This window comes from Halostella salina, from assembly GCF_003675855.1.
Classification (GTDB): Archaea; Halobacteriota; Halobacteria; order Halobacteriales; family Natronoarchaeaceae; genus Halostella; species Halostella salina.
In genome coordinates, this window is the sequence record NZ_RCIH01000009.1 from 55,808 (window position 1) to 70,450 (window position 14,643).

Sequence of the window (14,643 nt, forward strand, 5' to 3'; positions counted from 1 at the left end):
CTCACATAATCGAGAGTTTGTTACGAGCATAGGCGTCCGGACATTGAAATACGAAACCGACAGAAGTGATGAGCCAACCGATGCACAACAGATATTCTGATTTTGAAGAACTGCGGCCGACCGGCGAGGCGTCCCACATTCCGGACACGAGGCTGGACGACGGGTGTGAAAGTGACCCTCGGCGGCAACGCATCGCGCCGAGTTCTGGCGGCTATCCTGATGCGACGACGGCCGCCGGTGGCGAGTGCAAGTCGTGTGGGGCGTCAGTCCCAGACGGCCAGACGAAATGCCGGTTCTGTCTCACCAACCATCTCGGGAGTGGCGCCACTAGAACGAACGAGACAGCGTCGACGACGTGCCTCGGCATCGTCCACTTGGTCGTCGAGTCGACCACGTTCTACGGCGCCGTCGCGAAGGGCGGCGCCGCGGCGAACCTCCTCTCCGCCAACGAGGCGGAGCCGGTCGTCGACGACTACACGCTCATCTACGACCTCGACGAGGCGCCGGCGCGCCAGCTGGCCGAGCAATGGCCCTCACTTCCCGACGCGGTACAGGTGTCGTCAGAGGAGGGAGAGCGGCTTCTCAGTGTCGCCCGTGACCGGACTGGGTGGCACGGGCAGGAAGCGTCGGAGCGTCAGGAGCAGGCCCCGACGCGGCTCTACGACCAGCGTGGGGACGGCATCCGCGACGCGTCGCGTCTCGACGCAGTCCTCGCCGACGCCGACGACGCGGTGCGGCTGGTTCCAGCGATAGCGCTGACCGAATCCGCCGGCGAAGCTGGGGCTGATCGGCAGGAGTCGTCGATACCGACGACGCAGGAACTCGACTGTCAAACCTGTGGACGGGCGACCGACCATCAGTTCAAGACCCACGAGTCGGTCCCGGATGAGGCGTGGACGGGACAACCGATCTGGGAGTGTCGGGTGTGTGGCTCGGCTCGCTACGGACCCAGTCTCGAGTAGCGCCAGTGCTGGGCGTTGATTAACCAACACCCTGCGAGTAGCGTCGAGGGTCGTTGGTTAAGGCAGCGAGCTCCTGCAAGCCCGACGCCAGTCTCGATGGGGTGTCTTTCCGCGCCGGCGAGTGGTGAGGCGCTTCCGATGGAGCAAGAGTTCAAACAGGGCTACCGGATGCATCGTGTACTCAGCAATCTCAACCGACTCGACGTCGACCGATTGGACGACGCGGATCGAGAGCGAGTCGAGACCGCGAGAGACCTCCTGGAAGAGGTGAGCCTTCTCACGCGGCCGGGCGACAGAGTCGGGGCGGACGCCCACGCAGACTCCTAACTGGAGTCGCCGGCCACGCCCAGGGAGGCACCTCTCGCGTCGGTTTATCGCCCCCGACAGGGGTGCGGGGGCGACCCCGTGAAGTCCAGACATGGTGACACTACAAGCTGCGACAACGTCGACTGGCGCGATCGTATCGGATCCGCAGGCAGTCCGCGAGCTCTGTGAGAGCTACTGCTTCGGGACGCTCGACTGGGAGGTGACCGAAGACGGAGAGCTCACCATCTGGGGGTACGACGACTTCGAGGTGTACGAGGCGCGGGAGAACGGCCTGACGGACTACGAAGGCGGGATCGTGACCCACGAATTCCTGCGAGAACTCGCCGACCACCTCGAAGCTGACGAAGAACTCGATATCCAGGCGGCGGGGTTCACCAAGTGCCGCTTCCCAGTCCTGGCCAAGCGGTACGTCGTTCGCGATGGCGAAGTCCTCCACGCGGACCTCAGTTCCCTCGACCCGATCGATGAGTAGCGTTGTTCGTCCCCCGAGAGGGGTGCGGGGCGATCCAGTCGCGGTCGCCCCGTGAGGTGATTGCTCGATGGGACATCGCGCACTTGTTGCGTACGAACGCACGGACGGACAGTACACGCTCCACTACAGTCATTGGGGCGCAGCGAACCTGAAGCTCAAACACCGAATCTCGGCTGAGTCGCCGTTCGGTGGCGACGACACCGACTCCAAGTGGGCGAAACAGCTCCTCGCAGAGCTTGCCGATGGCCTCGAGGCAGATGCAGTCGACGGCTACCTCGCTGACGAGGACCGACCGTCGACGGTCGTCGAGCCGAAACCCCGCGCCACCGGGCTCACCCTCGACGAGATCGTCGCTGACCATCTCGACTACCTCCACCACGAGGCGTTCTTCGTGGTGTCGACGACGTTCGAGGTGACCGCCTATCGGACGCTGTGGTTCGGGCTCCAGTACGACTCGGAGACGGTCGAACAGGGAGAGACCGTCGGGAACGGCGCGCTCGCGACGGTGCGCTGGTACGACGGTGAGCCGGTCGGCGACGGCCACCTGCAGGGCCAGTTCGCGGCCCTCAAAGACGTCGTCGGCGACATGTTCGACAAGGGCGTCTTCACGCCGTCGACGGCGAGGCAGTATCTGAAACGGAAGCTCGCTGAGCGGGTCGGGGACCGACAGGAGCTGCTCATTCCAACCGGAGAGTCACCCTTCGAGAAGGCGAGCCTGAACCACTCCTAGTTGGCTCTGTTTGAACCCTCAGCCACTGGTAGTTTTCTGAAGCCGTGCTGAATACAGGGAAGTGACTACTCAGCGGTATCGGTCAGCAGTTCATAGGGTGGGGAAAGTACCAATATATTGGGCCAGTGAATTTCTCTGTAATGGCAAGGAATCGAAGTGCTCTATTCTGTGATTACAATTTCCTCGACCTGAAAAGAGAGAAGCAGGAAGAGATGAAGAACGAGATCTCATCACTCACCTCGGAAGAGTTAGATGAGAACAGTACGGACTCACTAGCGATAATTTTCTCTTCAAAATATACTCCTTCTCAGATCGAACTTCACGATGTTATCAAAAAGGACGGAGGACAGGTTGAGAAAGAAGTTCAAAACAGAGCTGGGATTCCAACCCCCGGTCGAGGCACACCGACTAGGAAATACGAGAGGCTGAAGGTTAAGTTCCAGTTTGACGGGGATAAGAAACTATTCCGTTACAAGCCTAGCAGCTACAATTTCAGCCCTCCATTGTACGACAAGCTCAGAAAGAGTGAGGTTGTAAGATACTTTGATTTCCGGACGCAGAACCGGGATGCGGAAGAGGTGAAAGAGGAGCTTCACTCTGATATCGAGGATTGGAAGGATGATGTCCGGTTGTGGGTTGAGAACCTGAATTCCGACATCAGGCAGATGCGGGAGAAATTTGAAAACAAAGCTCGTTCGGCGATTGAAAGGCGTCGAGGCGAGGTTGAAACCAAGACAAAGGTTATGGAGGATCTCGGTGTCGATACAGGTGGTTCTGGAAGTCAGGGGTTCGTAGTCCCTGAGAAGAAGCGGAGTATTGAGCTTCCGAAGCTTGAGGACAGCAGTTCTCCGGATATTGTTCCAGACAATCATTATTTGGAGATTCTCGGGATTATTGATGATCTGGGAGTGAATATCGAACGATCTGCTGAAAGGGTTCGAGATCTGGATGAGGAGTCCCTGCGTGATATTTTTCTCGCAGGGATCAACTCTCACTACGCCGGGATTGCACAGGGCGAGTCTTTCAACCGAAGTGGAAAGACTGATATTCTGCTTCCGTACGAAAACCGGAATTTGTTCGTTGCAGAGTGCAAGTTCTGGTCTGGACAGGCTCAGTTCGTAGACGCTATGGACCAGCTCTTGGGGAATCTAACGGTCCGGGATTCGCATGCGTGTTTGATGATGTTCTCTAGGAGAGCGAGGTTCGACGAGATACGTAGGAAGGCGGAGAAGGCGACGAAGAGTCACAAGCAATTTGAGACAGAGTTACCGGATTACGATGATCACGACGTGTACCGATTCAACATCGACTCAGGTACACCAGTCAGGGTCGCTGTCAAAGTATTCAACCTGAAATAATCGAGTGGGGCGACATCCTAGTTCAAGCTACTTCGTGGCAGCTGCTGTTTTTCAGGGGCCGGAATGGGTGAGCCCCGCCGTAGGCTCGTGATTCGATGACCTCAGACGAAGACCCGTTTCACGACTGCGAGTTGGATCCCGAGGCGATCCTCGGGACACACACCTTCGAAGGCGTCCTGTTCACCGACGAGACGGAAACCCCGGTGAACGTGCTCACCGGCGAGACACCGGCACATTCGCAAGCAACCGTCGAGGAAGCGAAAGAGTTCGCTGCGAGTATCGACACGGAAACGCCCCAGATCGCGCTCCCCGCATCCGTCGAGTCGCAGATCGAAACACAGAGCAATCCCTACACGGCGGCCGCATTCTTCCACTTCAAGGCGACAGGCTCGCTCGAACGCCACCGTGCTTACCACGCCGCCTACGAGTCGGACGCGTTCGCGGTCGACTTCGAGGCCGACTACGAATCGGGCGACCTGACCATCACTGTCGAACGAACGGACGAGGCCTGAGAATCCGCTGTCACGAGCAGGTTTTTCGAGCGCCGGCGATAGGTGCCGGCGCGGCTGGAGCGAGCAACGACCCCCGGTGCGTCGGCGTTTCGAGGTGTTCGAGATGCATATGGTGATATACGCACTCGTAGAGGCATCGATGCACGACGACGCGCTGTCCACCGGAAAGTCGGTGTTCGACCGCCTGGTCGGCGCGGACCCACACGCCGGCGCCGTCTTCGATTACTATGTGACCTTCGACGAGGAGGACACGTCCGTTGCGGGGAAGGCACGATGGGGGGAGTTGCCGACGGCAGCCCCCGTCGACTCCGATGACGGCCAGGACCTGCTCGAGCGCGGCTGGGAGGCGACGAAGGAGGAATTCGAGCGTAATCTCGACCGGGTGAAGGAGGCCATCGACGAGCTCTCCGACGAGGAGATCATGCGCGACGAGGACCTCGCCCGACACGCCTTCCACCAGGTCGGTGCGTACGACGGCCCGACGATCTTCCTGTACACCGAGCACGGAACCGGCATTCGCCACCGTGGACAGCTGGATCGACTCCTCGAGGAGAGTGAAGAGCTCTGGATCGTGCCCGCTGACGTCCACTTCTGAATAATGCCTCCCATCACCAACTGGCGACGCGAGAGCCGCTCGCCGACGCTTGCGTATCGGAACATCGAGACCGGTGCGCGAGCCGTCCTGTATCGTGCGCCGGACTCCTACCGGTACAAGTGGCGCGGGGTGATTCTCGTCGACGGCTACCCGGTCTGGTCGCGGGGATACGAGACGGAGGATGCGACATCGTTCCGTGACGAGCTCCGGGAGCGGCCCGCTCCAGTCCTCATTTGTCCGGAGTGTCCGAACGACGACGTCCTCATCGGCGAGAAGGCAGTAGACGGGGCGAAAGTCCAGCGGTGGTACGACTGCTCTGACTGTGGGTACGAAGCCCCCTCACGCATCGTCTACGGCCCTGAACGCTGAGAACGTACACACGCAGGGTATTTTTCAGCCGGGGCGGAGAGAGTGACCCGGTCGAACCGGGTCGGTCCAACAATGAGTCTCGAAGTACTCGACCGACACAGTGAGGCACTGTTCGAGTTCCTCTGGTGTCCCGTCTGCGGGCAGGAGGTCTTCACCCACATCCCCTTTGAGGGGGTGTTCTGCAAGAACTGTAACACGCAGGTCGTCCTCCGGGAGTCCCGAGAAACCCGTGGCTACGAGGAGGCTGTGCTCGCGTGCTTCGACACCGACTCGACGTGGAATCTTCATGTCGACGAGAAGCTCCGTCGCGACCTGCCTGACGGCTCGGCACGGGCAAAAATCCTCGGTGCACCGGGAGCCTACAAAGTCGACTGGTGGAGTCCAGCACCTGGGGAGGATTGGGAGCCGGTCGAGCGTGGTGAATTCGACGACATGGAGGAACCGGACGAAGTTTCACATCTCGCGTAGTGGATTGCAATCCCGCTACGACTGTGTGGTGTTGTTTCAGCGCCGGCGAGTACCGATGTCGACACGGAGCCAACTCCGATTCGTCCAACGAGTCGAACAGACCGGTGAGACAGATGGCAGCGCCGACCGCGTCGCGCAGGTGTACCGGCATTCGGACGGCTACCCGGGGAGCGTCCTCCGGGATCTCGCACAGCTGAAAGAGCTTCTCGATGCGACTCGTGCAGAGCGGGGACCGGGCTACACGGCGGCGACGTTCGTGTTCCTCGACAAGCTCTCGACGGTCGAGCTCTATCTGGATGGCGACCCAGAGCGAACGATCGACGCGGCTCAGCCAGCGGATCTCCTCGAGCCGTCCAATATGGAGCACCTGGACCAGCCGCTGTTCCTGCTGGGCCACGGCGTCGAGAATCCGGCCGACGGCATCCACGGCGACGAGGAGTACCTCTACGTCGTCGAACTCCCGACGGAGAACCCGTTCGACGAGCCGACCGAGTGGACAGTCAAAGTGAGCGGTCACTCCGCGTTCCCCCGCTGGGACGGCCCGACTGACGAGGCCTTCGAGCAGGCGAGCTGGCAGTTCCACGGGTCACTCGAGGACGCGCTCGCAGAACTGGTCCGGGACGAAGCAGTCGTCAAGTAAAATCCCAAATCGTATTTATATAGTTAGGGTTTAGAAAGACCCGGATGATTTCGAAGGCCGGACTCGCTGTGCTTGACGCGCTGAGTACCGGCCGTGACGCAACACCTGAGGAACTCGCGGCCGAAACCGGATATTCACGAGAACATCTGTACGACGTACTCGACGAATTGCTCGCAGCGGGATTGCTCACAGAAACCCGTGGGTCCAGCAATCAGCGTCGTGTCCGCATCGCGGAACATCCAGTTACCGAAGCGTATCGAACGCTGCAGTCGGAGTTCAGCCACGTGGAATGGACGGAACTGCTCTCCCCAGCCACACTCCGCGTGTGTTGGTATCTCGATAGACCACGTTACATCGCTGATATCGCAGACCGGCTCGGAATCACTCGCCAAGGTGTCCACAGCGCGTTATCGCCGCTCAAGCACCGAGCACTACTCTCCAGAGCCGATTCGAAGTACGCCCTTCATGACGAAGTCTCGCCGCTGTTGGCGTTCGCCCGGGCTACTGTAGAGCACGAACATCGAGCCCGAGTCCGGGAAATCGCCCCCAGCGCCACGATCGCGTGGTGCGATCCGAACCGATCCCTCGTCCGCGTACAGACCGCTGAGGATACGGACGCACTCCAAGCAGCTCCGGACTGGGAGATGACCGGACTGGGCCGGTTTGCAGCGTATGGTCTACAGTTTTTCCTCGCCGGCGAGCCTCCGTTCTGGTATGCTCCGGACGAGGAGCTAACGGCTGCTGAAGTCGTATGCCATACGCTCCTTCTGGATAGCGGATCTCGGCGGGTCAGCTATTCGATGCTGCTGATCGAGGCGGAGGACATCGATCAGGAGACACTCGTCGAGACCGCACAGTGGTACGACTTAGAACCCACTGCGAAAGCGTTGTATCGGCCACTTCGGGACAACTTCGACAGGACAGATGATCTGCCAGTCATCCTCCCAAAGAAGGACGAATATATCGCGCTCAAAGAGCAATACGGCGTCTCGTAACCCTAACCCCGCAGCCTGGCGGAAAATTACGACGGGTTAGATGATGCCGCCGATCACGAGTAGTCCGACGACGAGCAGCAGCGTCGCAACCACGCTCCCGCCAGCAAGCAGCTTGTTCTCCATCGCCTTCTCGTGGAGGGGCATCTCGGCGTACTCCTTGCGGAACGCGCCGAGGTTCTCCTCGTCGTAGAAGTACTTCCTCTTCAGCGCGAACCGTTCGGTCACCGCACAGCCGGTACAGACCGGCTCCCCTTCGAGCCGTTCGGTCTTGATGTGGGTGTCGCAGGCGATCGCCCCGCAGTTCGGACAGTAGGTGTACGTCTCGTCGACGCCGCTCGTTTCGCAGTGGACGCAGCGATGAATCCCGTCCTCCAGAGTGACCCGTGAGGGGCCAGCAGCATAGTATTCGTACGGATACGAGTACTCCAGTATCTCTGTCGTCTGCCGAACCTCAGGGAGGTACACCGGCTCAATCGATTGCACTGAGATGTCCGAGCGGTTCGGCTCACAGGTCTTGTTGTACGTGACGTTGTTGTCGCCGGTGTAGGTCACCGTCGTCGTGTGGTAGTCCTGGAGCCGCTCGACGGCCCATTCCTTGTACTCCGTCTGGGTCTGGCCGAAGCGGCGCTCCTCGACGTCGTCGAAGACCTCCCCGAACTGGTCGACATCGAGGTCAACCGTCGCGTGGAGGTTCTCGGTGACCAGCGTCGCGACTTCGTCGTCGGCCACCTTCGGATGGCCGCGCTCAGCGTGGACAACGAACTGTGTGCGGTCGTTGATCCGGTGGATGACACCGACTGAGGTCTCGAAGACAGCGTTCGTGTCGGCGGTGATCGCAACCACCGGTCGGAACGTCACTTGCGAGTGCGGCACCGGCAGATCCGCGGCCTCAATATTCTCGATGTCGCGGAACGCCTCCTGGACAGGTGCGTCGACATCCGCCGCCGGATCGTACGGTCGGAGCGTCTCGTCACAGAGGATTTCGATGCGCCCGTTGTAGAGATCGAGACCGATTTCGTCGGCGATCTCCCGAAGGTCCTCGCCGTCGATCAGCTCGATGGGATAGGGATCGTCGTTCCGCTGGAGCCGGTCAGCGTACTCCTCGGCAGGGTTCGTAAATCGACCAGTGGTGGCGACCATCCCGCGCTTTGGACCGTCGAAGTCGAACGTCGCGATGGCCGAGTGCAGCTTCTGGACGACCGGTCGGCCGACCGTTCCAGTGTGCTTGCACTCGACGATTATCGCCCTTCGCGTGCCGTCGACGACCTCCTCCATAATGATGTCCCGCCCCTCGTCGGCCGTCCGCTCTGCCTGGCGGACGTTTTCGTAGCCGAGGTTGCGGAAGACGTCCTCCATCAAGTCCTCGAACTCGAATCCAGAGAGGTCGTCCAGTACAGCCATCCGAATGTAATTGGACAGTATCTTGCTATAACTAAATACGTTGCCGACGGTGGCGACGAAGTCGCAACGATGTGAGCACTGGTGTTGTTGTTCGTCCCGCAAGGGGTGCGGGACGAAACATCCGTCCCGGGTTACCAATGAATTCTGAGAGCAACAGCGAGATCGCTCCCGACAACTGGTGGTTGCAACGCCGAACAGATGACGACCATTTCGTGTTCGCCTACGAGTTCTCGAAATCCGTGCTTTGCCACGTCCAGCACCCCTCGGACTGGCTGGTCCGGATCGATCGAGCCGATGGGACGATCCTCTTCAGTCAGCACGACCTTCGGTCGCGAGCAGCGGCGTTCGACCTCGCCAAGAGCGTCATGGAGCTCTGTACGATGCTCCATCGGGAGGTCGTCACGGAGCGAAGTCAAGCGCAAAAGCCGATGTACGTCGGTCCCCGACCAACCGGGGCCGCGAGTGCGAGCACTCGGCAAACCGGACGCAGTCCAGACACCGCCCGTCGACCATCGAATTCCCGGCCCCGCCAGCCCCCGACGCGACCACGAGGCCTGGGACACCGGCAGGGTGAGAGGAGTTCGTGCAGTACCTGCGTGAAGAACTCGAGGGCGACGAGTGGCGACTCCCGACCAGCGACATTTCGGCCGATATCTGGTCGCGGGACATCGACATCGCTGATGAAACGCCCTCACCCGAGGACGTCGACATCACAACGGTCGATTTCGACGAGATGACGTTCGCGGTCGAGCGAGCGCTCTGTGAGAAATACGACATCAGCATCCACCAGAGCGCCGACGATCGCCGCGAGGAACTGGAGGCCGCTCGCGAGACAGCCCAATCTGGGGCAGATGACTCCGAAGAGTCGCTCAACCAGACTGGTGGTTTCGAGTTCCCCGCAGCGTCTCAGTAGGACCAAACGATTCCCAAACGTTACCGATACGGTGGCTCCACGGTAGCCACGGCCCGAACCTCGGACTCCTCATAGACGGGTTCGTGGATCGTTTCGTTCCCCGTCAGGGACTCTGACTTCATTCGGGCACCACGGACATACTCCCACAGAATCTCCCCGGTCGTACGTTCATAGCGAAGCCACTGTCGTTCGTCGTCACCCATCCCATGATAGATAACGACGTCAAAGGTCCCATCGTCCCAGAGACGTATCTTGCACGTTCGCGGCCCTGGTAGTTCTTCTAACGCGAGGTCGCGCATACGATCGACAAGCGGTGCGAGCGGTGCCATCGGTGAGATTCCGTCGGTGTACATAGTTGTGCTGTCCCGTCCTCCCGCAGCCACGCGGGAGCAACGGTCAACAAACTGAACGGATTTAGTCACGTCTCTACCGGGCGATTAGCAGGCGAGAGCCGTACCCGGGACTGCGAGAAAACGTGACGGAATCGACTGCGAAGAGCACCATGAAAAGCCTACCGGCGGGGTTGTGATGGCCTGGTTTTTGTACCCCCGAGAGGGGTGCGGGGGTCACCACCCCGCGACGTACTGATGAACGGAAAGGCACGACGCCCCACGTCGAACGAAGTCCAGGCAGAAGCACTTGCTAACCGTCGCGACGACTCCGTCGAATACGTCGGCTTTCGCGTCGACGGCCACGCCGTCGTTCTGAATCTCGCCGAACACCAGCGTCTCACTCCGGATCGAAGTCTCGATCTGGTCAACCACAGTACAGTGAGTCAACCGAAGCTACTTACGTGATACAGACGTATCACAGCATATGAGCACCGACAGTGACGCCGGCGGCGACGGAGAAATGGAGAAGATCAACGTCCGGGTGCCACAGTCGCTGCTGGCACAGATTGACGAGGTCTGGGAGGAACGGGGATACGCGAACAAGTCCGAATTTATTCGCGATGCACTTCGGGATGCCGTCAACCCGCCGACCCAGCTGTCTGAGGAAGCACTCGAGCATCTGGCTGAGAGCCGCAAACAGCGCGAGCAGGGCGAGACGGTATCGCAGGACGACGTGAAGGACCGGCTGGGAATCGATGACTGAGGTCGAGTGGACACCGAAAGCACTCGACTTGCTTGAGGGACTCGACACCGAAGCCAAAGAGCGACTGGTCAAGAAATTCGACGAGGCGAAAGACTGGGCCTCCCATCGCCTCGAAAAACTCAGCGGCTATCCGTACTACAAGCTCCGCGCCGGCGACTACCGTGCGATCATCACGTGAGATTGAGACGAGGATATCCTCATCGTCGAGGCGGTTGGGCATCGGCGGAATATCTACGATCGCCACCTCCCGCCGTAACCTATCCTACTTACGGAGCTGCTCCGGTCGGTGACGAATCCGATCTGAAATTCAAGTACGATTCCGGTCGGTAGTGTTTATTGCCCCCGATAGGGGCGCGGGGGGGTTCCACTCCCCGTCATCGAGCTATGACCGATTCAGAGTACCCCTGGCGAGACGAATCGCGCCTCTACGAACTCTACTGGAAACAAGAGTTGAGCACGGTCAAGATCGCGGACGAACTGGGCTGTACACAACAGACAGTCTCGAAGTGGATACAGAAGTTCGACATCCCTCGTCGGGACGCACGCGAGGCGGCTCCGAACCAGCGACGGCATCCCGCCGTGTTCACAGACCGTGGCTACATCATCTGCGCCTCGAACTATCGTGGAACCACAGACTCCGTCGGGATTCACCGGCTCGTAATGGTCGCAGAGTGCGGGTTCGACGCTGTCGCGGACCACTTAGCCACCGTTAACCAAATTACGGGATCAACCAAAGGGAACGAAAATGAGCGAAAGAGTTCACCGCGGCTCTTCTGTCTATCAGCGAGAACGCGACAAAGCACTACGTCGTGATGACTGGGAGTGTCAGTCGTGCGGGGGTAGCAGTCGGCCACATCGGTGAACCAGAGGTATCTGTCGCACACGTCTATTGCAAGACACCACTATCCGACGGTGGCGTTCATAATGTGGACAACCTCACAACACTCTGCCCGGGCTGCCACGGCGACATCCACGGAAAAGACGTTGGCGAACGTCGTTTCGATGCGCAACCGTATCGAGATGCGGAGCGGTTGCGTGAAATGTATCATGGTGAGGAACTCACGCAGGCCGAAATCGCAGATCGGACCGGCTGTCATCGACGAACGATTGCGACGTGGTTCCGTCGGCACGAGATCGAAGAACGGCTTGCCGGCGTGCGGAAGATGGTAGGCAATAGTGGACCGTGGGACGATGAAGAGCTACTGAAGGGACTATACGTAGAGGAGAAACAGACGCTTACTGATATCGCAGATCAACTCGGCACCTCAGAGGGCGTCACTCGCCGGCGAGACTCCCAATCTTCTCGATGTTGCGTAACGCGACTCGACGGCCCACCTGTGTATCGTGGGGGCAGTGTGCCGAACAGTGCAGGTCGAGGACGACACACGAGTCCGTATCGACCAGTACCGTCGTTTTCAGCGTCCGTATGTGGCGATCCGAGCAGTCATTGTAATGGCTGGATGCTGCTTGTCGATCGAAGAACCTGGCATCCACAGCGCCATGCTCGCCGGAATCATAGGCAGACGCTGACCGGGCAATTAGTTGTTGCCAGACACGGGTGGGCACCCGCTCGAACGACCGCCACAGCGTCGAAGGTGCCGGAAACTCGGTTCGGGCCAACTGCAAGAGGGCGCGAACCCGATCCATCTCACTCGCCCAACCGACAATTTCGCGGTAGGTGGCATCCATGTGGACACGGAGAAAATGCAACGTGAGATGCTTCCAGCCGGCAAATCCGTTGCCAACCAGGTCACTCACCACCGCCGTGGGGCTGGCAGCACAGCGCTTTTGAACGAGCGATACTGCTTGTTTAACGAAGCTGAAGAGTGGCATGGTACACTCACTCTCTACTTCGCTCTTACCTTCAGAGCGATGCTATCCGCTCGCCGTCACCGGATTCAACGGAGCAGTTGAGAAGGAAATCAACGAAAAGTTCAGAGGCCCCCGGAGGACCTCTACTCCAGTATGCAGCAGGAAACGTGCCTCTTGTCCTACTTACCCCAATGTTACCACCTTGCTATATAGTAACAAGCTGTATGGACCAAGGAATACGCATAGACTCAGATATTATCCACCAAATCGTGGTCGAAGAGAGAGGATGACAAACCCGTATACTGAATTCGAGAAACTGGTCGACAAACTCAACGACATCAAACCGTATCTTACCAAAATCGTTCAGAAGGAGCGGTATACAACCTATATGGAGACTGCTGAAGAGACAGGAGTGTTCACAGCGCATCAGTCACGAGTTCTAGGAACGCTTGGGCTCCACGAGGACGAACTCGGAAACCCTCCACCTCCAGCTGTGGTTGTCCAATCCCGAGATCCACCCATGGTCGGAGAGAAATACTTCAACATGATCGAAGCAGCTCGAAACCAGACAAACAACATCCCTGAAAAATGTCAGATCGAAAGGAGCTCTGGCAGCAGCACATCCAAGAGGCCAGAAACCACTGGCAGTAACAACATCAGCAAACTGAAAGGTGGCCTGAACATTAGAGCACCGGCAGTAATTATTTACCAATACACTACCAGTTCTTAACCAGCAATGGCAGTTGTGAATGTGGTGTGCCCGTACTGCGGAAAAGAAGCGAACGCATCGATTCCGCGTGACGCCAAGCTATATGACGTGAAGAAAAAGAGCAGATACTGCAGTGGAACCGGCACATCAACTACATCGTGCCAAAACTGCAGCGCAACGTTCGCAACTTCCTATACACGGGATTAACCCATAATGCGGATTCCACAGCCCAAGTTCGGGTCTATGCCCGACCACCAAATGAAGCGGGAAATAGGGTTGATGGACGAGTTGGAAATCCAGAAAGCACTCAATCTCCCTGCAGCATACGACGCCGGCCCTCGAGCACAAAGAGCACTGAAGAAAGAACTGGATTGGCGGGAGCAAGAGAGAAAAGCTGCTCTCTATACCCAGCAGGACCAGCTTCGCAACTCGGGATTCGATAATGGACTCTCCGTTGACCTCAATGACGGTCTACCTGACCCTGTAGCAGACCCACTCCCAGATCCCGTGGTAAACCACGTAGATAACGTCACATTTGGGGATTTCCGACCTAAGAAAATAGAACCTCTTCCAGAGGAAGTGATAACCCCAGATACATCCCCGCTCAGTTCTGTTCCGTTTGTGGACTACGACTCGGCTTCACCGAGTTCCATCGATAGAGAAGAGAACGGTATTTCGGTCAAGTTTGAGGTGTCATTTGACGATAGTTTTGACGACGAATTTAGATCGGAGTTCAAGACAAAATAATATATTTCAGCTTCGTCTCTGATTTGCAGTACGCATCACAGTTTGGAAACCACTTCCCTGATGTTTCGTTCATACACCCAGTTCAGCAACCTGAAAGCCGACTACAAATCTACAAGCGATCTCTGGAGAACAGATTATATCCTTGACCACACGATAGAAGGTGACGCCGTGGAACTAGCCGCGGTACTTGGTTCTCTATTAGCAGCACGAAGTATTCCGTTCCGGTATCTGACCGTACAGGCGGAAAGTGATTGCGTTGCACATTTCATGGTAGAAGCCTTGTTTGAAGAGGCAGATATGGAGAAGCTTCGGGGTGAGGCATCTTACTATTATCGCGGGGATTTTGAGGAGCTTGCTTGGAAAGATTATGAAGATGGCAATGGCTATTAGCTGCTGTGCAATCCTGCTGTTTCACAGGTTGTCAGCACTCAAAAGATAAAAAAGCGAAGCTTTATGATCTAGATCTGATGGCAGAATTTAATGGCACTCTGACATATTAAAAGACTACGTGTACCCAGAGTAAGCGACAAGAGAGTTG

19 protein-coding genes and 3 pseudogenes are annotated in these 14,643 nt (G+C 58.1%); 20 read left to right on the plus strand and 2 right to left on the minus strand.

Translation table 11 applies throughout. The annotated features are described in order from the left end of the window. Positions 1-80: 80 nt before the first annotated feature. From D8896_RS16625 to D8896_RS16675, 11 genes are all read left to right on the plus strand, one after another. Entirely contained in the window at positions 81-962 is an 882-nt protein-coding gene (locus D8896_RS16625) for a biosurfactant protein 1 (protein WP_121823341.1), read from the plus strand. A 138-nt stretch (positions 963-1,100) separates the two neighbouring features. Further along, positions 1,101-1,289, plus strand: a complete 189-nt coding sequence (locus D8896_RS16630) for a hypothetical protein (protein WP_121823240.1) — start codon at positions 1,101-1,103, stop codon at positions 1,287-1,289. Positions 1,290-1,380: 91 nt separating this feature from the next. Then, positions 1,381-1,761, plus strand: coding sequence for a hypothetical protein (locus D8896_RS16635; protein ID WP_121823241.1), 381 nt, complete (start codon positions 1,381-1,383; stop codon positions 1,759-1,761). Positions 1,762-1,828: 67 nt separating this feature from the next. Next, positions 1,829-2,491 carry a DUF6735 family protein gene (locus D8896_RS16640; protein WP_121823242.1) on the plus strand — a complete coding sequence of 221 codons (663 nt, stop codon included), beginning with the start codon at positions 1,829-1,831 and terminating at the stop codon, positions 2,489-2,491. 140 nt (positions 2,492-2,631) lie between these two features. Further along, the gene (locus D8896_RS16645; protein ID WP_121823243.1) at positions 2,632-3,849 is read left to right on the plus strand and encodes a hypothetical protein; all 1,218 of its coding nucleotides are present in this window, start codon (positions 2,632-2,634) and stop codon (positions 3,847-3,849) included. Between the two features lie 95 nt (positions 3,850-3,944). Next, positions 3,945-4,361 (plus strand): hypothetical protein, encoded by a 417-nt coding sequence (locus D8896_RS16650; protein ID WP_121823244.1) that lies wholly within the window; start codon positions 3,945-3,947, stop codon positions 4,359-4,361. Between the two features lie 103 nt (positions 4,362-4,464). Next, positions 4,465-4,956, plus strand: a complete 492-nt coding sequence (locus D8896_RS16655) for a hypothetical protein (RefSeq protein WP_121823342.1) — start codon at positions 4,465-4,467, stop codon at positions 4,954-4,956. Positions 4,957-4,959: 3 nt separating this feature from the next. Then, the gene (locus tag D8896_RS16660) at positions 4,960-5,325 is read left to right on the plus strand and encodes a DUF7568 family protein (RefSeq protein WP_121823245.1); all 366 of its coding nucleotides are present in this window, start codon (positions 4,960-4,962) and stop codon (positions 5,323-5,325) included. Positions 5,326-5,397: 72 nt separating this feature from the next. Further along, positions 5,398-5,793, plus strand: coding sequence for a DUF7567 family protein (locus tag D8896_RS16665; RefSeq protein ID WP_121823343.1), 396 nt, complete (start codon positions 5,398-5,400; stop codon positions 5,791-5,793). Between the two features lie 55 nt (positions 5,794-5,848). Next, positions 5,849-6,433 (plus strand): hypothetical protein, encoded by a 585-nt coding sequence (locus D8896_RS16670; protein WP_121823246.1) that lies wholly within the window; start codon positions 5,849-5,851, stop codon positions 6,431-6,433. A 44-nt stretch (positions 6,434-6,477) separates the two neighbouring features. Further along, positions 6,478-7,428: a phenylalanine--tRNA ligase subunit alpha gene (locus D8896_RS16675; protein WP_121823247.1), complete on the plus strand. Its 951-nt coding sequence runs from the start codon at positions 6,478-6,480 to the stop codon at positions 7,426-7,428. A gap of 36 nt (positions 7,429-7,464) precedes the next feature. On the opposite strand, the gene D8896_RS16680 is transcribed toward D8896_RS16675, so the two are convergent. Continuing rightward, positions 7,465-8,829 (minus strand): restriction endonuclease, encoded by a 1,365-nt coding sequence (locus D8896_RS16680; RefSeq protein WP_121823248.1) that lies wholly within the window; start codon positions 8,827-8,829, stop codon positions 7,465-7,467. Positions 8,830-9,412: 583 nt separating this feature from the next. Here D8896_RS16680 and D8896_RS16690 point away from each other — a divergent pair. The 6 genes and pseudogenes from D8896_RS16690 to D8896_RS20170 all read left to right on the plus strand — a co-directional run. Continuing rightward, the gene (locus tag D8896_RS16690) at positions 9,413-9,742 is read left to right on the plus strand and encodes a hypothetical protein (protein ID WP_240452056.1); all 330 of its coding nucleotides are present in this window, start codon (positions 9,413-9,415) and stop codon (positions 9,740-9,742) included. 587 nt (positions 9,743-10,329) lie between these two features. Then, positions 10,330-10,509: pseudogene (locus D8896_RS20165) on the plus strand (DUF6166 domain-containing protein); the annotation flags it as partial. A gap of 49 nt (positions 10,510-10,558) precedes the next feature. Continuing rightward, complete coding sequence (locus tag D8896_RS16705) at positions 10,559-10,837, plus strand: ribbon-helix-helix domain-containing protein (protein WP_121823251.1); 279 nt, start codon at positions 10,559-10,561, stop codon at positions 10,835-10,837. Continuing rightward, positions 10,830-11,093: pseudogene (locus tag D8896_RS16710) on the plus strand (type II toxin-antitoxin system RelE family toxin). Before D8896_RS16705 ends, D8896_RS16710 begins: the two are co-directional and overlap by 8 nt. Before the next feature lie 128 nt (positions 11,094-11,221). Further along, the gene (locus D8896_RS16715; protein ID WP_205596867.1) at positions 11,222-11,650 is read left to right on the plus strand and encodes a sigma-70 RNA polymerase sigma factor region 4 domain-containing protein; all 429 of its coding nucleotides are present in this window, start codon (positions 11,222-11,224) and stop codon (positions 11,648-11,650) included. After that, positions 11,650-11,799, plus strand: a pseudogene (locus D8896_RS20170) (HNH endonuclease); the annotation flags it as partial. The gene D8896_RS16715 and the pseudogene D8896_RS20170, both read left to right, overlap by 1 nt. Before the next feature lie 313 nt (positions 11,800-12,112). Here D8896_RS20170 and D8896_RS16725 read toward each other — a convergent pair. Continuing rightward, entirely contained in the window at positions 12,113-12,670 is a 558-nt protein-coding gene (locus tag D8896_RS16725; RefSeq protein WP_205596868.1) for a hypothetical protein, read from the minus strand. Positions 12,671-12,935: 265 nt separating this feature from the next. Here D8896_RS16725 and D8896_RS19585 point away from each other — a divergent pair, with 265 nt between their 5' ends. The 3 genes from D8896_RS19585 to D8896_RS19595 all read left to right on the plus strand — a co-directional run bounded on the left by D8896_RS19585 (position 12,936) and on the right by D8896_RS19595 (position 14,495). Then, entirely contained in the window at positions 12,936-13,379 is a 444-nt protein-coding gene (locus tag D8896_RS19585; protein ID WP_162991613.1) for a hypothetical protein, read from the plus strand. A 222-nt stretch (positions 13,380-13,601) separates the two neighbouring features. Continuing rightward, entirely contained in the window at positions 13,602-14,105 is a 504-nt protein-coding gene (locus D8896_RS19590; RefSeq protein WP_162991614.1) for a hypothetical protein, read from the plus strand. A 42-nt stretch (positions 14,106-14,147) separates the two neighbouring features. Beyond that, entirely contained in the window at positions 14,148-14,495 is a 348-nt protein-coding gene (locus D8896_RS19595) for a hypothetical protein (protein WP_162991615.1), read from the plus strand. The last annotated feature ends 148 nt before the right edge of the window (positions 14,496-14,643 follow it).